Genomic DNA, 20931 nt, shown 5'->3' on the forward strand with positions numbered 1-20931 from the left:
CATGCGATGCCTCATTACCGGCGCAGCCGGCTTTGTCGGTGGGCCTCTCGTCGAAAGACTGCACGGAGAGCGGATATGCGAGCTTGTGGTGACGACGCGATCTGCAACCGCCAGCTTCCCGACATCTGTGCGGCATTTCCCCATCGCGATAACAAGCGAAACCGATTGGACAGCGGCTCTCGAGGGTATTGATGTCATCGTCCATCTCGCCGCTCGTGTTCACATCATGAACGACCGCGCAGCCGATCCGCTTGCGGAATTTCGTCAGATCAACACCGCCGCCACCTTGAACCTCGCCGAGCAGGCCGCCCGCGCGGGCGTAAAAAGGTTCGTCTTCATCAGCAGCATCAAGGTCAATGGTGAGGAGAACGATCGGCCCTTCCGGCACGACGATACGCCAATGCCGATCGATCCCTATGGCATCTCGAAGCTGGAAACTGAAATCGGGCTGCGTGAAATCGCCGCCCGAACAGGCATGGAGGTCGTCGTCATTCGCCCGCCGCTCGTCTATGGACCCGGTGCGAGGGGCAATTTCGCCCTGCTCGTCGGACTTGTCCGGAAGAAGATACCGCTCCCCTTCGCGTCGCTGAAGAACCGCCGAACACTGGTCGCGCTTCCAAATCTCATCGATCTGATCATCACCGGGATGAAGCATCCCGGCGCAGCCGGCGAGACCTTTCTCGCAGGCGATGGAGAAGATCTTTCGACTCCAGGGCTTATTGAAGGGATTGCCGCAGGGCTGGGTGTCAAACCGATGCTGCTCCCCTTTCCCCCCGCCTTGTTGCAGATGGGCGCGAGAGTAATGGGAAAGGACGCCGTCTTCCAACGTCTTTGTGGCTCCCTCCAGGTCGACATATCCCGTGCCCGCGACGTGCTTGGCTGGTCGCCCCTCGTCACGCCGCGCGAAGGCCTGAAGCTTGCGGTGAAGTAACCGTTACTCGCTCGTCACACCCTGAAACGGGTGCACCTCACGGCCGGGCATGAAGACGCCGAGACGTTTGATTTCCCATTCGAGCTTGATGCCGTCTTTTTCGAAGACCTCGCGGCGCACCTGTTCGCCGAGATATTCGAGGTCGTAGCCGGTCGCCTGCCCCATGTTGATCATGAAATTGCAGTGCAGCGACGACATCTGCGCTCCGCCGATGACGAGGCCGCGGCAGCCTGCCTCGTCGATCAGTTTCCAGGCCGAATGGCCGGCGGGGTTCTTGAAGGTCGACCCGCCGGTCTTTTCACGCACCGGCTGCACCGTCTCGCGATGATTGCGCACGGCGTCCATCTCGGCGCGGATCTGCGCGCGCTCTTCCGGATAGCCCTCGAACAGCACGGAGGTGAAGATCAGATCTGTCGATGCGGTCGAATGCCTGTAGGAATAGCCCATCTCGGCATTGGAAAGCACATGCTTGTCGCCCTTGCGGTCGACCGCATGGACTTCGATCAGCCGCTCGCGCGTCTCCACGCCATTGGCCCCGGCATTCATGCGCGCCGCGCCACCGATGCCACCGGGAATGCCGTAGAAGAAATGGAAGCCGCCGATGCCGTTGTCCATCGCCATCGCCGCCACATGTTTGTCAGGGCAGATGGCGCCGGCCAGGATGCGGTTTTCGCCGGCGAGCTCGACGAAGCCGAACCCCTTGGCCGACAGGCGCAGCACGACGCCGGGAATGCCGCCATCGCGCACCAGGATGTTGGAGCCGACGCCGACCACCGTCAGCGGCACCTCTTCCGGCAATATCTTCAGGAAGGCGATGAGATCGTCGATGTCATGCGGCTGGAACATCAGCTCGGCCAGGCCGCCGGCCCTGAACCAGGTGACGCGGTCCATCGGGGCATCCGGCGTGATACGGCCGCGGATATCCTTTACACCCTCTCCGAGAGACGCGAGAAGCTTTTCCCCATTCACCTGTTTCATACGGACTTTCCCGATAGGCCTTCCAGTTGCTTGGGCAGCGCCGCTGCCCAGGATGTGATGCTCCCAGCCCCCAACAGAACCACGAAATCGCCAGGCTTTGCAACCTCCGCGACCATCTGCGGCAAAAGCTCCGCCGAGGTGAGAAAGCGGGCGTCGCGATGGCCGCCGGATTTTATGCGCGAAACCAGCGACACGGAATCGATACCCTCGATCGGATCCTCCCCCGCTGCATAGACAGGTGCCAGGAAGATGCTGTCGGCATCGTTGAAGCAGGCGGCGAATTCCTCGAATAGGCTCGCAAGACGACTATAGCGGTGCGGCTGGTGGACCGCGATGATGCGCCCCTTGCAGGATTCGCGAGCAGCACGCAGCACCGCCTTGATCTCGACGGGATGGTGACCGTAATCGTCGAAGATCTGCACCCCGTTCCATTCGCCGGTCAGCGTGAAGCGCCGCTTGACGCCGCCGAAGGAAGCAAGCCCCTTGGCGATATCGGCGCTCGATATGCCGAGCCGGTTGGCAACGGCAATCGCCGCCGTCGCGTTGGAGATATTATGCCGTCCGGGCATCGGCATGACCAGCCCCTTGAGCTCGATCACCTGGCCGGTGCGGCGGCGGCGGATTTCGACGTCGAAGATCGAGCGCGTGCCGTCGATGCGGACATTCTTGAAGCGCACGTCGGCCTGCGGGTTCTCGCCATAGGTGATGATCTTGCGGTCCTCGATGCGGCCGACCAGCGACTGCACCTCGGGATGGTCGAGGCACATGACGCCGAAGCCGTAAAACGGCACGTTCTCGACGAACTGCCGGAAGGCGGCGCGCACGGCGTCGAAATTTCCGTAATGGTCGAGATGTTCCGGGTCGATATTGGTGATGACGGCGACATCGGCCGGAAGCTTGAGGAAGGTGCCGTCGGATTCGTCGGCCTCGACCACCATCCACTCGCCCTCGCCCATGCGGGCGTTGGTGCCGTAGGCATTGATGATGCCGCCATTGATGACGGTCGGGTCGAGCCCGCCGGCTTCGAGCAGTGTGGCGACCAGCGAAGTGGTCGTCGTCTTGCCATGCGTGCCGCCGATGGCGATCGCATTGCGGAAGCGCATCAACTCGGCCAGCATTTCGGCACGGCGCACCACCGGCAGCAGCTTTTCGCGCGCGGCGATGAGCTCCGGATTGCTCTTCTTGATCGCCGTCGAGACGACCACGACTTCGGCCTCACCCAGGTTTTCGGCTCGGTGACCGACGAACACCTCGATGCCCTTGTCGCGCAGCCGCTGGACATTGGCACTGTCGGCCTGGTCCGATCCCTGCACTTTGTGGCCGAGATTGTGCAGCACCTCGGCGATACCGCTCATGCCGATGCCGCCAATGCCGATGAAATGGACGAGACCGATCGTCTTCGGCAGTTTCATGCGCGTGTCCTCTTGAATTCCGCAATTGTCCGTCCGGCGGCAATAGCCTCAACCATGTCGGCAAGCAAGTTTGCGGCGTCGGGTTTCCCGGCGAGTTTCGCCGCCGCCGCCATGTGCGAAAGCCTTTCCGGATCGTTCATGACAGCCGTCAGGATCGCCGCGATCTTCTCCGGCGAAAGCTCCGACTGGGCAATCACCTTCGCCCCGCCGGTCGCAGCAAGTGCCGCGGCATTCGCCGCCTGGTCGTGATCGAGAGCGTGCGGGTAAGGCACGAGCACGGCAGGCCGCCCGATGACCGAGATTTCCGAAACCGTCGAGGCGCCCGAACGGCAGATGACGAGATGCGCCCTGGCCAGCCTCTCGGCCATGTCGGTAAAGAAGGGTGCGATATCGGCCCCCATCTCCAGCTTGGCAACGCAGCCGCTGACCATCTCCATGTCCTCGGGACGCACCTGCTGGGTGATACGCAGGCGCACGCGAAGCGCGTCGTCGAGCAGGCTAATCGCCGTCGGCAGCGCCTTGGAAAAATATTGCGCGCCCTGGCTGCCACCGAAGACGACGAGGTTGAAGGCCTCACCCGGATGCGACGGCGTGTAAGGCACCTCGGCCGCGGCAATGATCGCCGGGCGGACCGGATTACCCGTCGTCACCGTCTTGTCTGGAAAGGCGGCACCGCCCTCCGGCAAGAAACCGCCGGCGATGGCCTGCACACGGGTTGCTAAGGCCTTGTTGGCGCGGCCCATCACGGCGTTCTGCTCGTGGATCATCGAGGGCACGCCGAGCCGGGTAGCGGCAAGCAGCGGCGGCACGGTGGGATAACCGCCGAAACCGACGACGATGACCGGCTGCAGCCGCTGGATCAGTTTCTTTGCGGCCCGCATGCCACTCCAGAGCGTCCACAGCGAGCGGGCCACGGCAACCGGGTTCTTCGAGCCGATCGTCGCCGACGGCACGACATGGATCTCCTCGGCCGGGAACTTGCCGGCATAACGCTCGGCTCGGCTGTCCGTGACGAGATGCACCGAATAGCCGCGCTCCTTCAGCTTGAAGGCCAGCGCCTCCGCCGGGAACACATGGCCGCCGGTTCCCCCGGCGGCAAGCAGCACGATGCCTTTGCTCATAGTCTTCTACTCCGCCGGCATGCCGTGCGGGACGCGGAAGAGGCTCCGGTCCTGCGCGCGTTTTTCCGGTCGATGCCGCGTCAGCGCCAGAATGAAGCCGGCGGTGACGCAGATCGCCACCATGGACGAGCCGCCATAGGAAATCAGCGGCAGCGTCATGCCCTTCGCCGGCAGCAGTTCGAGATTGACGCCGATATTGATGATCGACTGGATGCCCATCTGCAGCACGAGGCCGGCGACGGCGAAGCGGTTGAAGTCGTTGCGCTCGCGATAGGCATGCGAGAGGCCGCGAAGCACCAGCACGGTAAACAGCGCAACGAGCGCCATGCAGAAGACGATCCCGAATTCTTCGGCAGCGACCGAGAAGATGAAGTCGGTATGCGCATCCGGGATGATGCGCTTGACGATACCCTCACCCGGTCCCTGGCCGAACCAGCTGCCGCGGATGATCGCCTCGCGCGCGGTGTCGATCTGGAAAGTATCACCCTCGCCGGTCATGAACTTGTCTATTCGGCCGGCGACGTGCGGGAAGACGTAATAGGCGCTGAGCAGGCCACCGGCGCCGCCGATACCGAGCAGCATGATCCAGATCCATGGCATGCCGGCCATGAAGAACATCCCGCCCCAGACGGCCGTGGTCAAGATGGTCTGGCCGAGGTCCGGCTGCGCGATAAGAAGTGCCGCAACGATGCCGAACAGGATGATCGCAAAGAGATTGCCGGGGATCTCCGGCTGGCGCGCATGTTCGGCAAACAGCCAGGCGCAGACCACGACGAAGGCAGGCTTCATGAATTCCGACGGCTGGATGGAAAGGCCGGCGATCCAGATCCAGCGCCTGCCACCCTTGACCTCCTGCCCGACGAAGAGCACCAGCACCATCATGGCGACGGAGATGATCAGGATCAGGATAGCGGTTCGCCGCACCTGGCGCGGCGTCAGGAACGACAGCCCGAGCATGACGCCGATCGAGGGGATCATGAAGGCCGCATGGCGCTTGACGAAGTGGAAGGGTTCGAGCCCGATGCGCTCGGCGACCGCAGGAGATGCCGCAAACGACAGCATGAAGCCGATGCCCATCAGGAAGATGAACATCGCCAGGAAGAAGCGGTCGATGGTCCAGAACCAATCGGCCAGAGGCCCACGTTCCGCGCGGCTTACCATGTCATTTCTCTCCTGTTGCCGGACCGATCAGCATCGCAATCCCGTCAAGCGCTGCCACGTGGCCGACGAAGGCATCGCCCCTGACTTCGAAGTTCTTATACTGGTCGAAGCTTGCGCAAGCCGGGGATAACATCACCGCTGAAGCAACGTTCTCGTCGCGTTCGGCATCGGCTGCCGCATGCGCGACCGCGCGCTCCAACGTGCCCGAGATCTCGTAAGGCACGGCCTCGCCGAGCGTCGCTGCGAATTCCGCGGCCGCCTCGCCGATCAGATAGGCCTTGGCGATGCGCGGAAAATAGGGAGCGAGCGTCGTGATGCCGCCAGCCTTCGGCAGGCCGCCGGCGATCCAATAGATGCGATCATAGCTCGAAAGAGCCGGTGCTGCGGCATCGGCATTGGTCGCCTTGGAATCGTTGATGAAAACGACGCGGCCACGCTGTCCAACCGGCTGCATGCGGTGCTTGAGTCCGGGGAACGAGGCAAGGCCGGCGCGGATGTCGTCGGCGGAAACCCCGACAGCGAGGCAGGCGGCGACGGCGGCGGCGGCGTTCTGCGCATTATGGCTGCCGCGCAGCGTCTGGATACCGTCGAGATCGGCGAAAGGCAGCATAGCGCCGCCGGCGGCCTGGATGAGTTTGGTGCCCTCGGCATAAATGCCGTCCGCCACCACGTTGCGGCGCGAAATGCGGACCACTTTGACGCCTGCCCGCTGGACGCGGTCAGCGATCAAGGCGGAATGGCTGTCGTCGACGCCGACAATCGCGACATCGCTGCCGGCGACCAGCCGTTCCTTGATATCGGCATAATGCTGCATCGTGCCGTGACGGTCGAGATGATCGGGCGTCAGGTTGAGCAGGATTCCGGCCGACGGGTCCAGCGTCGGCGCCAGATCGATCTGGTAGGAGGAGCATTCGACGACGTAAAAGCGCTCGGCCCTCGGCGGATCGAGGGTCAGCACCGCCGTGCCGATATTGCCGCCAAGCTGCGTGTCGTAGCCTGATGACCTCAGGATATGGGCGACCAGCGCCGTCGTGGTCGACTTGCCGTTGGTGCCTGTTATGGCGATGAAGGGGCAGTCCGGCGCATGAGCGCGGCGCTCGCGCACGAAGAGCTCGACGTCGCCGACGATATCGACGCCCGCCGCACGCGCAAGATCGACCGTCCAGTGCGGCTTCGGATGGGTGAGCGGCACGCCGGGTGACAGCACGAACAGCGTCTGCTGGCTCCAGTCGATGTTGTGCAGGTCTTCCGTTCTGATGCCTTCGGCCGCAGCCTTGGCGACGCTGTCGGGATTGTCGTCCCAGGCGGTCACGTCGGCACCGCCTGATATCAGCGCCCGGGCAGTGGCAAAGCCGGAGCCGCCGAGCCCGAAGAGCGCGACCTTCCTGTCCTTGAGCGTCGTGACCGGGATCATCGCCGCCTCACCGGAGCTTCAGCGTCGAGAGACCGAGCATGGCAAGGCCGACGGCGACGATCCAGAAGCGGATCACCACCTGGCTCTCGGTCCAGCCCTTCTTCTCGAAGTGATGATGGATCGGCGCCATCAGGAAGACGCGCCGGCCGGTCATCTTGAAGAAGCCGACCTGGATGATGACCGAGAGCGTCTCGATGACGAAGAGGCCGCCGATGATTGCCATGACGATCTCGTGTTTGGTGGCGACGGCGACGGTGCCGATCGTGCCGCCGAGCGCCAACGACCCGGTGTCGCCCATGAAGATGGCGGCCGGCGGAGCATTGAACCAGAGAAAGCCGAGGCCGGCGCCGATGACGGCGCCGAGCACGACGGCGAGCTCGCCGGTGCCGGGCACGAAATTGATCTGCAGGTAGTTCGCAAACACCACGTTGCCGGCGAGATAGGCGATGACGCCGAAGGAGGCGGCTGCAATCATCACAGGCACGATGGCAAGTCCGTCGAGACCGTCCGTCAGATTGACGGCATTGCCGGCCCCGACGATGACGAAGCCGCCGAAGACGACGAACATGATGCCGATATTGATCATGAAGTCTTTGAAGAAGGGAAAGGCGATCGAGGAGCCAAAGGTCGAACCGGCAATCCCCGAGGCAAGAGCGGTGCGCATCATGAAATAGACGGCGATGCCGGCGATGACGAATTCGATGCCGAGACGCGCCTTGCCGGAAAAGCCCATGTGGCTTTGCTTCGTGACCTTCAGATAATCGTCATAGAAGCCGATCGCGCCGAAGCCCAGGGTCACCAGCAGCGTGGCGACGACATAGACGTTGGAAAGATCGGCCCAGAGCAGCGATGCGCCGACGATGCCGGCGAGGATCATCAACCCGCCCATGGTCGGCGTGCCAGCCTTCTTGAAATGCGTCTGCGGCCCGTCGGCGCGGATCGGCTGGCCCTTGCCCTGCCGGATGCGCAGCGAATTGATGATCGTCGGTCCGAACAGGAAGACGATCAGTGCTGAGGTGAAGAGAGCAGCCCCCGTGCGGAAGGTAATATATCTGAACAGGTTCAGAAATTTGAAATATTCCGACAGTTCGACAAGCCAGATCAGCATTCAGGGCCCCTTGTTTACCCGATCAAAATTCGCGTTGCGTGTCGGCAAATGCCGGGAACTTGTCAAGGAGCGCGGCGACGATCTTGCCGAAACCGATGCCCAGAGACGATTTCACCATCAACACGTCGCCTGGCGCGACCGAGTTCAATACATAATCCGTCAATTCGTCCGTGTTCTCGCGATATTCGACGTGGACGCTTTCCGGCAACGATTCCTTCAGCGCAGCCATCTCGGCTCCAGCCAGCCAGACATGCTCGATGCCGGCCGCAAGCAGGGGCACGGCAAGGTCGGTATGGACCTTCTGCGCATACTCGCCCATCTCCAGCATGTCGCCGAGCACGGCGATACGGCGTCCGCGGCCGGTCGGCTCGGAGGCCGCCAACAGCGCGATCGCCGCGCGCATCGAGGCTGGATTCGCATTGTAGCTCTCGTCGATCAGCGTGAAGCTGCCGCCGCCGATTAAAAGCCGGTGGCGCTTGCCCCTGCCCTTTTCCGGCCTCAGCGTCGCCAGCGCTTCGATCGCCTTCTGCATATCGGCGCCGACGATCCTGACGACTCCGAGTGCTGCGAGTGCATTCTCGGCGATATGGCGGCCCGGCGCGCCGAGCGCGACTTCCAGCGTCTCGCCACCAATCGTCAGCCACAGCGTCGAATTCTCGTCGGAGCCATTGAATTCTGCGAGCCGGAATTCGGCCTTGGCATGCTGGCCGAAGGAATGGATATGCTCGATGCCGAGCGATTGCGCCGTGCGGTCGAGGAAATTGAACTGGTCGTTGTCGCGATTGAGCACGACATGGCCGCCGGGTTCGAGCCCCTCGAAGATCTCGGCCTTGGCAGCGGCGATTTCCTTGATGTTCTTGAAGTTGCCGAGATGGGCCGGCGCGATCGTCGTGATGATGGCGACATCGGGACGGATCATCCCCACCAGGGGCCGGATCTCGCCGGGATGGTTCATTCCGACTTCGAAGACGCCATAATCCGTATCCTCAGGCATGCGCGCCAGCGTCAGCGGCACGCCCCAATGATTGTTGAAGGAGGCGACGGAGGCGTGCACCTTGCCGGAGGGCGACAGCACATGCCGCAGCATTTCCTTGGTGGTCGTCTTTCCTACAGATCCGGTCACCGCGATGATCCGGGCCCGCGAGCGCTCGCGCGAGGCAAGGCCGAGCCGGCCAAGTGCCGCGAGCACGTCTTCCACGACGATCATCGGCACCGTCAGGCGGCCCATGGCGGGAAGCCTCGCCTCGCTGACGACGAGAAGGGAAGCGCCGTTCGCCGTCGCCATCGATGCGTAGTCGTGACCGTCGACACGGTCGCCCTTGATCGCGAAGAAGGCTTCGCCTGGAGTAATCGAGCGGCTGTCGATGGAAATGCCGGTGATGCCTTCGGGCAGCGTGCCGAAAGGGCGCCCCGCCATCGCTGCGATCATGTCTTCCGTCGTCCAGAGCCAGCTCAAGATTTCAACTCCTCCAAGGCCTTGCGCACCTCCGCATGATCGGAGAACGGCAGGGTGACGCCGCCGATCGTCTGCCCTTCCTCATGCCCCTTGCCGGCGACGATCAGCGTATCGCCGGATCTCAGCATGCCAACAGCCTCGCGGATCGCCGTGGCGCGATCGGCGATTTCCGCGGCGCAGCCTGCTGCTGCCATGATCTCCGCCCGGATCGAGGCCGGCTCCTCAGAACGCGGATTATCGTCGGTGACTATAACGACGTCGGCAAGTCGGCAGGCGATTTCGCCCATGATCGGCCGTTTGCCGCGGTCACGGTCGCCGCCGCAGCCGAAAACGACAATGACGCGGCCGGTGGTGAAGGGTCTGACCGAGCCCAGCACGTTTTCCAGCGCATCCGGCTTGTGGGCGTAGTCGACATAGGCGAGCGCGCCGTCTTTTGTATGGCCGACGAGTTCGAGACGGCCGGACGCGCCGACGAGTTTCTCGAGCGCGGCCATCGCAACCTTCGCCTCAACGCCGGTCGACATGGCAAGCCCCGCTGCGACCAGCGCATTGGCCACCTGAAAATCGCCGGCCAGCGGAATGTCCACCTCGAAGATCTCGCCGCCGATATGGATTTCGGCCATCTGCTTGTGGCGGAAGTGCTCGACGCGCTTTAACGAGAGGTAATCGCCCTTTCGCCCGACGGTACGAATGTCGTGACCGGCATCGGTCGCGGACTTGATCGCCTGCGACGACCACGGATCGTCGGCGAAGATCACTGCCGGCGACCCCTTCGGCAACAGCGTATCGAAAAGCCGCATCTTGGCGGCCATATAGGCCTCGATCGTGGGATGATAATCCATGTGGTCTCGGCCGAGATTGGTGAAGGCGGCGGCAGCAAGCTTCACGCCGTCGAGCCGGCACTGGTCGAGGCCGTGGCTGGACGCTTCCATCGCGGCATGCGTCACGCCTTCTCCGGCGAGTTCCGCCAGCAGCGCGTGCAGAGACACCGGATCGGGCGTCGTCAGCGAGCCATATTCGTTGCGCGTCGGCGAAACGACGCCCGTCGTGCCGATCATCGCAGCCGCGTGGCCCGCATGCGCCCAGATCTGCCGGGTGAAAGAAGCGACGGAGGTTTTGCCCGCCGTGCCGGTGACGGCGACCATGGTATCGGGCTGCTTGCCGTGGAAACGCGCGGCGGCGATGGAAAGGAAGCGGCGCGGCTCCTTGACCGCAAGCACGGGGATCGAAGCATCGACGGCTTGGGAGGCGATCGCGACGGCAGCGCCACGGCCGGCGGCATCCGCGATGAAGCCTGCGCCGTCCGCCTTGGTGCCGGCGACTGCGACGAAGGCATTGCCAGGCGCCACCTTGCGGCTATCCGAAGACAGGCCTGAGATATCAAGCAAGCCTGCCGGGCCTTCGAGCTGTGCTTCAAGTTCCGGAAACTGATCTCCGGCCAGGTCTCGCAATTTCATCGAACGCACTTTTCCCTCTTGAAGCCGGTTCACCCCTCGCGAATCGGCGTCGATATTCATTCACACTCAATAAGACACCAGCAAGGCCGATCCGCCCTCCCCGAATTTCGGCTCGATGCCGAGAATGGGGGCCGCGCGGCTGATGATCTCACGAGCGATCGGGCCGGCGGTGCCGGCGGAGATCGTTCCGCCGTATTGCTTCTCACCGGTCTTCGGCTCGTCGCAGAAGGTGATCACGGCATATTTGGGATCATTGATCGGGAATGCGGCAATGAAGGAATTGAAGTTCAGCGTCGCCGAATAACGCCCGTTCACCACCTTGTCGGCCGTACCGGTCTTGCTGCCGACGGCAAAGCCCGGCACGCGGGCAACGCGCCCGGATCCCTTGTAGCCGTTGAAATCAAGGAGATAGCGGATGTTGTCGCTGGTCGACTTCTTGATCACCTGCGTAGCGATCTGATCGGCCTGTTCGCGCGTGCGCGGCAGGAATGTCGGCTCGATCAGCTTGCCGCCATTGACGAGGGCGGCGGCGGCCACCCCTGTCTGCAGCGCCGTCGTCGAGACGCCATGGCCGAAGGAAATCGTGATCGAATTGATCTTCTTCCAGACCCGCGGCTGGCTCGGCATCTTCACTTCGGGCAGTTCGGTCTGCATCTTCGTTAACAGTCCGAACTTGGTCAGGTAGTCCTTCTGCGCATCGATGCCGACGATGTCGATGACGCGCGCCGTGCCGATATTCGAAGAATATTGGAAAATCTCGGGAACGGTCAGCCAGCGGCGCTGCCCGTGAAAATCGTGGATGGTGAAGCCGCCGATATAGATCGATTTGCTGGCATCGAAACTGTCGGTCATCTTCACCTTGCCGCTATCGAGCGCCATGGCCAGCGAAAAGGTCTTGAAGGTCGAGCCCATTTCGAAGGTGCCGTTGGTCATCCGGTTGAGCCAACCGTCCTTGGCACCTTCCTGCGGATCGTTCGGATCGAAATCCGGCGCCGATGCCATCGCCAGCACTTCTCCCGTATGCACGTCGATGACCGCGGCACCGGCGCCCTTGGATTGGAAGTTGTTGACGGCGTTGACGACCGCGTCCCGCACGATGTTCTGCACGCGCAGGTCGATCGATAGCCGCACTGGCTCGAGCGGCTGGTCGCTGGTCATGCCGACCGAGGCGAGATCGGCAAGCCCCTGGTCGTCGATAAATTTCTCCATGCCGGCGACACCGCGGTTGTCGATGTTGACGTAACCGAGGATGTGCGCGGCGGTCGACCCGCCCGGATAGAAGCGGCGCTTCTCCGGCCGGAAGCCGATGCCGGGAATGCCGAGCGCCAGGATCTGGCTCTGCTGCTTCGGCGTCAGCTGCCGGCGCAGCCAGGCGAAATGCGAGGTCTTGACCGAGAGCTTCTTATAAGTGTCCCTGACGTCGAGCTCGGGCAGCACCGTTGCAAGCTTCTCCACTGCCTCGTCGGCGTCGACGATCTTGTTCGGTTCGGCAAACAGCGAGACGGTGCGGATGTCGGTCGCCAGTACCTCGCCGTTGCGGTCGAGAATGTCCGGGCGCGAGGCCATCAGCCGGTCGGGCGGCAGAATGCTGGAGACGACCTCCTGATCCTTCATCGCATATTCGACGAGGCGGCCGCCGATGACGGCGTAGACGCCCATGAAGCCAAGGATCAGCAGGCCGACGCGGCTTTTCGCCTGCCCGGATTTCTTCTTGCGCGATCCCTCGATCGCCAGGCCGGCGGGGGAAGGGCCGCCGAACCGGTTATAGACGCCGGCGGAGAAATGCGCCTGGCTCTTCAAAACCATGATGCGGGAAAGAAACGACATTATTCCTCCACCGATCCGGTTTCGATCTGGTCTGCATCCTCTGCCTCGCCGCGTGGCGCAGGCATCGGAATGGGCTGCGACTTGGCGGTGGCTTGCGCGCCCTTGGCGGTGTCCGGCGCGCTCTTGGCGCTGGGCACGGTCGCGCTCTTGGCGCTGGCCACGGTCGCGCCTTTGGCGCTGGCCTTTGCCTCCGTCACGTCAGGCACGGGAACCTCGGATTTCAGCATCGGCAATTCCTTGGCATGCACGAGCGCCGTCGACTCCGTCGGCTGCAGCTTCAATTCGTCATTATAGGCCTTGACCAGCCGCTCCAGCCGGTTCGGCTGCGATTGCAGCGCCCAGTCGGCCTTGAGAAGGTCGATCGTGTCCTTCTCAAGCTTGATCTCGGCTTCGAGGCGATGAACCTCCTCGAGCTTCAATTCGGCGCGGTGCTTGATCGTGTAGGTCACGGCGGCGGTGGCCGTCATGACGCCGATAAGCACGAGATCGAACGTTTTCAGCATATCAACCACCAAGCTTTCCGAGACTGGCAAGATTGGGAAACCCGAAGAGCGACATATCCGCGGCTTCGGCGGCGGCGTCCGTCCTCAGGCCGGCGCGCAGCTTGGCGGAGCGGGCGCGCGGATTGATCTCGGCCTCCGCCTCGCTTGCCGAAACCATCGCCTTGCCGATAGCCGCAAAAGTTGCCGCTCGCTCATGCGCGACCGGCAGATGCCGTGAACCCGACGCCTTGCCGGCGCGGTCGGAGAAGAATTTCTTGACGATGCGGTCTTCCAGCGAATGAAAGGTGACGACGACGAGCCGCCCGCCGGGCTTCAGCGCCGTTTCCGCCGCAAACAGCGCCTGCGCCAGTTCACCCAGCTCGTCATTGACGAAGATGCGCAATGCCTGGAAGACGCGCGTTGCCGGATGGATCTTGTCCTTCATCTTGCGCGGCGTAACGAGCTCGATGAGACCTGCGAGATCGCGCGTCGTCTCAAATGGCTTTTCGGCGCGACGCTTCTCGATCGCATGCGCGATGCGCGGCGCCTGGCTTTCCTCGCCGAGAAAATGGAAGATGCGGATGAGATCGGCGACCTTGGCGCGGTTGACGACATCGGCGGCCGAAACACCTTCGGCCGACATGCGCATGTCGAGCGGTCCGTTCTTCTGGAAGGAGAAGCCGCGCTCGGCCTCGTCGATCTGCATGGAGGAGACGCCGATATCGAGCACGACACCATCGAGCCCGCCCTGCGGCGCATGATCGGCGAGATGCGAGAATTGCGAATGAACAAGCTTGAGACGACCACCATGGGCGGCGACCATCGCCTGCCCCGATGCAATCGCCGTCGGATCGCGGTCGAGCGCAATCACCTCGGCGCCGGCCGCAAGGATGGCCGAGCTGTAACCGCCCGCACCGAATGTACCATCGAGGATGAGCTTGCCGGGCGCGGGCGCCAGCGCCGCAAGCACTTCTTCGAGTAGAACAGGAATGTGACGAACCGGTCCGCCACCGGCATCAGTTGAACCTCCGCCAGGATTCGCCACCATTCCGTTCCCTCGTTCTTTCAGGAACGCTTGCCCGCCAGCTTGCGCTCCCCTCGTGCTTGCGCCTGTGCGGCCACAAAAGCCTGCGGCTGCCAGAGCTGAAAATGATCCGCCCGACCGACGAAGGTCACTTCGTCCGAGATACCGGTAAAGCCGCGAATGAAATCCGTGACCATCAGCCGCCCCTCGGCATCGAGCTTCATGAAGACCCCGCCTCCATGAATGAGAAGCGACATCTCGTTCGCATCCGGCGAAAACGGATCCTCCGCAGCAATCTGCCGTTCGAATCTTTCGAGAAGATCCGGACCGCCGATGCTGATCGCCGGAAACACAAAGTCCTGGAAGCAATAGAGCTCCTGAACATTGCGCTGCGCCAGCACGGAACGAAAAGCCGAAGGCACGGAAACCCTGCCCTTGGCATCGATCCTGTTGGTCGCGTTCGAAAGGAAGCGGTTCATGACACGAAACATCCGTTCCCGCAGGGATCCGGACCAAAAGACGCCCGAAACTCCCGATATCAGGCACAGCTTCGCAAGCCGGATGAGCCAAAACCCCTCCGACGCTTCCGGAGAGGAAGACGCCTTTGCTTTGCGATGAATGGGCAGGTGATTGCCCTGGTGCAGTGCGCATTTGGGATAGCATGGGACCATATGGGCGTCAATGGGATACGCCCATTTTGCAATGGACGCATGATCAAAAATTTATAAGCCGTTAAGTTTAACAAAGGGTTAGCATCGCCATCTTACAAACGACACGTAGTGGTGGCTAAGCGAGAAAAATCAACCCCTGAATGCATTAACATCCGCTCGATAACAGTCAGTTTCAGCGACTTACGGTGAAAATCCGGCCGACGCGCCGCAAGATGTTAATCGCCAGTTGGCCTGTAAGCCGGGTTCTGTAAGGCTCCGGCGTGAACCGGAACGTGGCAGCCATTCCTCTGGGACAGCGTTCGCACGCTGCCTCGCGCAACCCACCCGGATGACTGGCCTGGAAACCAGCCGGAAGGCCTTTCGGCCTGCCGCGTCATCCCTATTCGGTCTTGCTCCCGGTGGGGTTTACCGTGCCATTTCCGTTGCCGGAGATGCGGTGGGCTCTTACCCCACCCTTTCACCCTTACCTGTCATGACAGGCGGTTTGCTTTCTGTGGCACTTTCCCTGAGGTCGCCCTCGCCGGACGTTATCCGGCACCGTGTTTCCGTGGAGCCCGGACTTTCCTCACCCTACCGCCTTTCGGCATTGGTAAAGCGCGGCTGCCCAGCCAACTGGCAGGGCTCCCATAAACGAGAGAGATCGCAATTGCTATCGAAATAAATGATATCGCTTGGAGCTATTCCAGCAAAAATGCGCAGCGGTTTTGCGTCCGCAATTGCGTAGGAACAAAAGAGAGAGCACTTCCGTGATTCGGAGAAAAACGGAAATGCTCTAGCGAAATTGCGGTGTGAAATCCGTGGAGTAGCCCTCTTCGCCGATTCCGCCTGATAAAAGCAGCTCGGCCCCAAGCCGGCCGATTTCGTCCGAGCTCTTGGCCGACGTGCCGGCGCAGCCCGTCAGCACCGCGATCTCGGGCGAGGAAGTATAGCCAATCATCGGATAGCCGCTTTCCGTATGCGACACGACGCAAGCGGCCGTCGAAATCGAAAGCGGCACGATATTGGGCACAAGACCTTCAACGATGCGTTTGAGATGCGCGCGCACCGTATCGCGCCCCTCGGTCTTGAACCAGGCGCGCATCTCCGCTTCGTCGCTAAGCGCCAGATCGTCAGGATCGCCGCCGATCTTCAGGTAAAATTTGCCGTTGGGATACCGGATCGGCGGCAGCAGGTAGATATCGATGCCGGGCGCCCTGAGAATGAGCGACGGCATCGCGGCCAGGCGCACCGCGTCGGCCTCGCTTACTTCAAAGAGCGTCACGGTCCGGGCATAAACCGTCATGGCAACCGGCCGCGGCAACAGATTCTTCGCAATGGAAAATCCGCCCGCTGCCAGCAGCACCTTTGCACCGCGATAGGTCAGGCCACCGGCCGTCTCGACGGCGGCCCATCCGCCCTCGCTGCGGATCGAAATGACATGATCGCGGATGACGGCAGCACCTGACTTTTCCGCCAGCAGCGATTGGGCTTTCACAAGCTTGCGCGGACTGATGTGGCCGGCCCCCCTCGCCTCGAAGACGCCCGTGCCCCCATCAGGAAAGGCGAAGAAGGGAAAGGCGGCCTTCAGCCCGGCCTCATCGAGAAGGCTGGTTTCGACGTTCAGCGAAATGGCGGCCCGCCGGGTCTTCTCGATATAATCGCCTCCCGTCGGCGCGACGGCGACGCAGCCCACCTCCCGATAGAAATCGATACCGCTGTCGCGGGCGATCTCGCCATAACGGCCGATCGAGCGGTTGGCGAGCAGTGCCCAATTGCGGTCGGGATCGATGGTACGAGTGATGCGCCCCTCGTCATAATGGCTGGCGAAGACGCCCTGATGCGCCTTGCGATCATCCGGCTCGTCCGGCCCAATCACCGCGACACCGTCCACTTGGCGCGCCAGATGCCGCGCCGCCGCTGCCCCCATCAGCCCGCGGCCGACGACGATGTATTTGAAATCGACTGCCATAACATTTCCCCTCAACCAAAGACCGGCGTCAGCTCGCCGCCGAAATCCTGATCCCCGAGCCTTCCTTCCGCCAGAAGCACCGCTCCCAGCCGCCCGAGCTCGTCGGAGGATTTGGCCGCGACGAAATTGCCGCCGGTCAGCACCGCGATGCGCGGCGACTGCGTAAATCCAGCATAGGGATAACCGGTCGGCGTGAAATTCGCCACACAGGGCGCCGATGTGACAGGGCAGCCGGCAAGCTCCGGCATCAGCTGCAGGGCGACACGCGCGAGATGATCGCGCTCGGAAGCACTGCCGTCGGAACGGAACCACGCGCCGGCATCCTCCAACTGGCTGAAAGAAAGCGCCTCAGTGTCGCCACCGAGCTTCAGATAAGTCTTGCCGTCGGGATAACGCACCGGCGGCAAGATATAGATGTGATCCTCTTCGCGGTCACCGAGCACGATCGTCGACGGCATGCCGCCGAAAACCGCCATCTCGCGCTCGCCGAGTTCGTAGAAGGCGACCGTGCGCGCCATCACCCTGGTATCGACGGGACGCGGCAGCAGGGTATGGAAATTGCTGAAACCGCCGGCGGCCACCAGCACACGTTCGGCGCTGTAGCTTCTGCCGCCGGCCGTCACCTCGACATGGGAACCGGTATGGCGCACCGATGTCGCGGTTGCCTCGATCAGCGAGACGCCGCCCTGTTCGGCAAGCCTGGTCTGCGCCCGCACCAGCGCCCGCGGGTTGATGTAGCCCGCGCGCCTGCGCTCGAAATACCCGCTGAAATCCGGATCGACGGCAAGATAGGGAAAACGCCGGCGAAGGTCTAACGGCGCGATGGTCTCGATATCGCTGCCGAGTGTCCGGCTGACGGTCAGCGCCCTTTTGATATAGTCCTGCTCGCCCTTCTCAGGAGCGGCAAAGAGACAGCCGACCTCCGAATAGAAGGAAATGCCGCTCCTTGCCTCGATCTCGCGGTAGCGGTCGAGCGCGCGGGCGGCGAAGGTTCCCCAGGCAAGATTGCCGTCGAAGGTGCGGGTGATGCGCGCTTCGTCGTAATGGCTGGCGAAGACACCGTGATGAGCCTTGCGCTCCTCAGGCTCGCGCGGGCCGATCAGCGCGATGCCGTCGGCCATCGAGGAGAGATGCCGTGCGGCGGCAGCCCCCATCATGCCGCGTCCGATGATGATAAACCTGAAATCGACTGCCATATCCCACCTCGTTTCAAGGTGGGATATCACGGCGAGCGCACTGATTCACATCGCAAAATTGCCGCAAGGGAATTTCGTCAGGACGCGTCAGGCTATGCTCAGTCGAGCATCGCCAGGACCTTGCCGCAATAGGTCTTCGACACCGGGTTCATGCGCGTGGCGGCATGGCCGGCATTGTATTTCAGGATAGTGTTGCAGGTCTGCCCGCCGCCGAGCTGATGGGCAGCCGCCAGATACTTCATGCCGTATTTGATGTTGGTCTCCGGATCGAACAGGCCCTTCTTCGAGCCGGAATAACCCATCATCCGCGCCGTCGCCGGCTTGATCTGCATCAGGCCGACTTCACCGGCGCTGCCGCGGGCGTTCGGATTGAAATTGCTCTCGACGCGCACGACAGCCTGGGCGAGTGCGACGGGCACGTCGTATTCAGCGGCATATTTGTTGATCAGTGCGGCATAGGGAATGCTCGTGGAAAAATCCGGCATGGCATAGCCGCTCTGGCGATCGACGGTTTTCAGCGAGATGGTTTCGGCCCGGACACCCCAGTCATCACCAGCCAAGGCAACACTATATCCCGCCAGCAGCATGCCAACGCATGCCGCAGCACCAACAATCATATTCTTCATGTAGTCTCTTCACTCCGACCCAAAGAATTGCAGGACTGCGCGCCTCGCCGTCATCCGGTCACACGCGACCCAGGACTGGTCGCGTTCCGTAGCAATTCTTATCGTTTCATTTGGCGCTCATGGTTACACTTGAAAACAGCCGCGAGCGCTGTTCAGCGGGCGTTCTTAGACCATCGCAATGAGGAGATAATAGGGAAATGATGTGGCGAGGCGGTTTTCTCGCCGGCCGCGAGAAATCCGTCCTGATATCCGGTTCTTCCGGTCAGGAATAACGCGGCAGCGACGACAGCAGCCGGTGCAGCGTGTCGATCGTCGAGAAATCGGCGATGCCATCTACCCGTTGGGGCCGGAAATGGCGCTGGAAAGCTTCCACATCGCCCGCCGTTTTCTCGGAGAATTCACCCGTGATTTCAGTGCCGTAACCATAGAGCGACAGCATCGACTGCAGCGCCTCGACAGGCTGGCCAGTATCGCCGCGCTGGAAGAAGCGCCCGCCGGTGATCGTTGCCGGCTCGACCCAGTGCCCGATGCCCGCCCGGTGGAGCTCGGCCCAGGGGAATTTCTCGCCCGGATCGACCTTGCGGATCGGGGCGACATCGGAATGCCCGAGCACCCGTTCCGGCACGATCGACCAACGTTTGACACAGTCGCGACACAATTCGATCACCGCGGCGATCTGCTCTTTCGGATAATCGGGGAGCCCGCCGGGATGGCCGGCATTGGCGATCTCGATGCCGATCGACAGAGAATTGATGTCCGTCTCGCCGTGCCAGCTGCTTTTTCCCGCATGCCAGGCACGCCGTGTTTCCGGCACGAGCTGCACCACCTCGCCGTTTTCATGCACAAAATAGTGGCTGGAAACCTGGCTCTCGGCGCGACAGAGCCAGTCGAGCGCGCCATCAGCCGTTGGCATGCCGGTATAGTGCAGCAGGATCATATCGGGAGGGCGCCCGTCCGCCCGCTCGCCATGGTTCGGCGAGGGCTGCACGCGAGCGCTGCTGCAGTCGGCCTCGAAAGAGGTCATGCGGCGCGGCGTTCCTTCTCGATCGCCTCATAGGCCGCGTTCAGCGCCGCCATGCGCTCATTGGCGATCACATGGAATTCCTTCGGCACGCCCCGCGAGATCAGCCGATCGGGATGATGTTCGCTGACAAGGCCATGGTAACGGCGGCGGATGGTCGGGAAATCGTCCGAAGGCAAGACGCCGAGCACCTTGTAGGGATCGCCGCCGGACGAGACGTGGCGGGCAGCGATCTGCTCGAAGCGGGTCTCGCTCATCTCGAAGATCTCGCCGATATGACGCAGGAAATTCAGTTCCTTCTCGTGGATCAGCCCATCGGCCTTGGCGATGTGGAAGAGGCCGTCGAGCACGTCTTCCAGCACTGTGCAATTGGCTGCGCAAGTAACGCAGAGCGTGGAAAGCCGTTCGGCATAGGCTTCGTAGCCGGCAACGTCCTGGCGCGCGAGGTTGTAAAGCCGGGCGACGTTCTTTGCCTGATCCTGCGGGAATTCGAAGATTTCGCGGAAGGCTTCGACCTCCTTCTCGCTGACGATGCCGTCGGCCTTGGCCATCTTGGCCGACAGCGCGATGATCGCCACGGAGAAAGCCACTTTACGCCGGGTCTCGGGATCGCCTTCGAAAACCGTGCGGATAGCCTCGACCACCGCAGACAGCGCATTGCCTGCGGTATTGCCAATGGCATTCAACAGCTTTTCCCAGAAGGACATCGAAAATCTCACACACTTGTCAACTTATGACAAACAGCTTGACCAAAGAATCGCAGCCTTTGCAAGGCGACTATTGGTCGTAGGGCCGAACACAGTTTTCACGATTTGGTAATTGTCGCACCGCAGCAAACGATTCATCGCCCCGCTTTATCTTACCTTAAGGCCTGGCTAGCGGTCGCCGCCATTGGCCAGGCACGTAGGCTGCGGAGCGCGCGATGGAAATTTCCACAACAGATCCCCGACAGGCAGACCGGGCTTGAAACGATTATATCCGCACTTCCGGTCGCCTTTGCAGTTCAACACTGCAGAAAGGCGCATTTTTCGTAAATTCTTTACTTTACAGGGCCCTTTCCCTGCCGCATCCATGCGTTAGCTAACGCTGCCGCACCGA

At 62.2% G+C, this 20931-nt stretch carries 18 protein-coding genes and 1 other RNA gene; 1 reads left to right on the forward strand and 18 read right to left on the reverse strand.

What is annotated here, in order from left to right:
• Position 1 precedes the first annotated feature (1 nt).
• Positions 2-931, forward strand: coding sequence for a UDP-glucose 4-epimerase family protein (locus U5G49_RS14750; protein ID WP_193445485.1), 930 nt, complete (start codon positions 2-4; stop codon positions 929-931).
• A gap of 3 nt (positions 932-934) precedes the next feature.
• Here the strand turns inward: U5G49_RS14750 and murB are convergent, their stop codons facing one another.
• The 18 genes from murB to U5G49_RS14840 form a co-directional block, all read right to left on the reverse strand.
• Positions 935-1909: a UDP-N-acetylmuramate dehydrogenase gene (gene murB, locus U5G49_RS14755; RefSeq protein ID WP_018242859.1), complete on the reverse strand. Its 975-nt coding sequence runs from the start codon at positions 1907-1909 to the stop codon at positions 935-937.
• Positions 1906-3321, reverse strand: coding sequence for a UDP-N-acetylmuramate--L-alanine ligase (murC, locus tag U5G49_RS14760; protein ID WP_018446549.1), 1416 nt, complete (start codon positions 3319-3321; stop codon positions 1906-1908). The genes murB and murC overlap by 4 nt, the downstream gene beginning before the upstream one ends.
• Positions 3318-4442 carry an undecaprenyldiphospho-muramoylpentapeptide beta-N-acetylglucosaminyltransferase gene (gene murG / locus U5G49_RS14765; RefSeq protein WP_193445484.1) on the reverse strand — a complete coding sequence of 375 codons (1125 nt, stop codon included), beginning with the start codon at positions 4440-4442 and terminating at the stop codon, positions 3318-3320. Before murG ends, murC begins: the two co-directional genes overlap by 4 nt.
• A 6-nt stretch (positions 4443-4448) precedes the next feature.
• A complete protein-coding gene (ftsW, locus tag U5G49_RS14770; RefSeq protein WP_018242862.1) occupies positions 4449-5603 on the reverse strand; it encodes a putative lipid II flippase FtsW in 1155 nt (384 codons plus the stop codon).
• A gap of 1 nt (position 5604) precedes the next feature.
• Positions 5605-7017: a UDP-N-acetylmuramoyl-L-alanine--D-glutamate ligase gene (gene murD / locus U5G49_RS14775; protein ID WP_193445483.1), complete on the reverse strand. Its 1413-nt coding sequence runs from the start codon at positions 7015-7017 to the stop codon at positions 5605-5607.
• A gap of 7 nt (positions 7018-7024) precedes the next feature.
• A complete protein-coding gene (gene mraY, locus U5G49_RS14780) occupies positions 7025-8125 on the reverse strand; it encodes a phospho-N-acetylmuramoyl-pentapeptide-transferase (protein WP_003541415.1) in 1101 nt (366 codons plus the stop codon).
• A 22-nt stretch (positions 8126-8147) separates the two neighbouring features.
• Positions 8148-9581, reverse strand: coding sequence for a UDP-N-acetylmuramoylalanyl-D-glutamyl-2,6-diaminopimelate--D-alanyl-D-alanine ligase (locus U5G49_RS14785; protein ID WP_193445482.1), 1434 nt, complete (start codon positions 9579-9581; stop codon positions 8148-8150).
• Positions 9578-11098: a UDP-N-acetylmuramoyl-L-alanyl-D-glutamate--2,6-diaminopimelate ligase gene (locus U5G49_RS14790; protein ID WP_193445481.1), complete on the reverse strand. Its 1521-nt coding sequence runs from the start codon at positions 11096-11098 to the stop codon at positions 9578-9580. The genes U5G49_RS14785 and U5G49_RS14790 overlap by 4 nt, the downstream gene beginning before the upstream one ends.
• 6 nt (positions 11099-11104) lie before the next feature.
• Positions 11105-12865, reverse strand: coding sequence for a peptidoglycan D,D-transpeptidase FtsI family protein (locus U5G49_RS14795; RefSeq protein ID WP_018242866.1), 1761 nt, complete (start codon positions 12863-12865; stop codon positions 11105-11107).
• Positions 12865-13368: a cell division protein FtsL gene (gene ftsL / locus U5G49_RS14800; protein ID WP_193445480.1), complete on the reverse strand. Its 504-nt coding sequence runs from the start codon at positions 13366-13368 to the stop codon at positions 12865-12867. The genes U5G49_RS14795 and ftsL overlap by 1 nt, the downstream gene beginning before the upstream one ends.
• A 1-nt stretch (position 13369) precedes the next feature.
• Positions 13370-14395 carry a 16S rRNA (cytosine(1402)-N(4))-methyltransferase RsmH gene (rsmH, locus tag U5G49_RS14805; protein WP_018242868.1) on the reverse strand — a complete coding sequence of 342 codons (1026 nt, stop codon included), beginning with the start codon at positions 14393-14395 and terminating at the stop codon, positions 13370-13372.
• 17 nt (positions 14396-14412) lie between these two features.
• Positions 14413-14850 (reverse strand): division/cell wall cluster transcriptional repressor MraZ, encoded by a 438-nt coding sequence (mraZ, locus tag U5G49_RS14810; RefSeq protein ID WP_026188472.1) that lies wholly within the window; start codon positions 14848-14850, stop codon positions 14413-14415.
• Positions 14851-15260: 410 nt separating this feature from the next.
• Positions 15261-15658: RNase P RNA component class A (gene rnpB / locus U5G49_RS14815), an RNA gene on the reverse strand.
• A gap of 156 nt (positions 15659-15814) precedes the next feature.
• Positions 15815-16990, reverse strand: coding sequence for an NAD(P)/FAD-dependent oxidoreductase (locus U5G49_RS14820; RefSeq protein WP_130729269.1), 1176 nt, complete (start codon positions 16988-16990; stop codon positions 15815-15817).
• An 11-nt stretch (positions 16991-17001) separates the two neighbouring features.
• On the reverse strand, positions 17002-18186 hold the full coding sequence (locus U5G49_RS14825; RefSeq protein WP_047623408.1) for an NAD(P)/FAD-dependent oxidoreductase: 1185 nt from the start codon (positions 18184-18186) through the stop codon (positions 17002-17004).
• Between the two features lie 98 nt (positions 18187-18284).
• Positions 18285-18812 carry a lytic transglycosylase domain-containing protein gene (locus U5G49_RS14830; protein WP_018242872.1) on the reverse strand — a complete coding sequence of 176 codons (528 nt, stop codon included), beginning with the start codon at positions 18810-18812 and terminating at the stop codon, positions 18285-18287.
• Between the two features lie 262 nt (positions 18813-19074).
• Positions 19075-19836 carry an N-acetylmuramoyl-L-alanine amidase gene (locus tag U5G49_RS14835; protein ID WP_182563433.1) on the reverse strand — a complete coding sequence of 254 codons (762 nt, stop codon included), beginning with the start codon at positions 19834-19836 and terminating at the stop codon, positions 19075-19077.
• Positions 19833-20540 carry a J domain-containing protein gene (locus U5G49_RS14840; protein ID WP_182563434.1) on the reverse strand — a complete coding sequence of 236 codons (708 nt, stop codon included), beginning with the start codon at positions 20538-20540 and terminating at the stop codon, positions 19833-19835. Before U5G49_RS14840 ends, U5G49_RS14835 begins: the two co-directional genes overlap by 4 nt.
• Positions 20541-20931 lie beyond the last annotated feature (391 nt).

It is taken from the genome of Rhizobium indigoferae (assembly GCF_034554815.1).
GTDB lineage: Bacteria > Pseudomonadota > Alphaproteobacteria > Rhizobiales > Rhizobiaceae > Rhizobium > Rhizobium leguminosarum.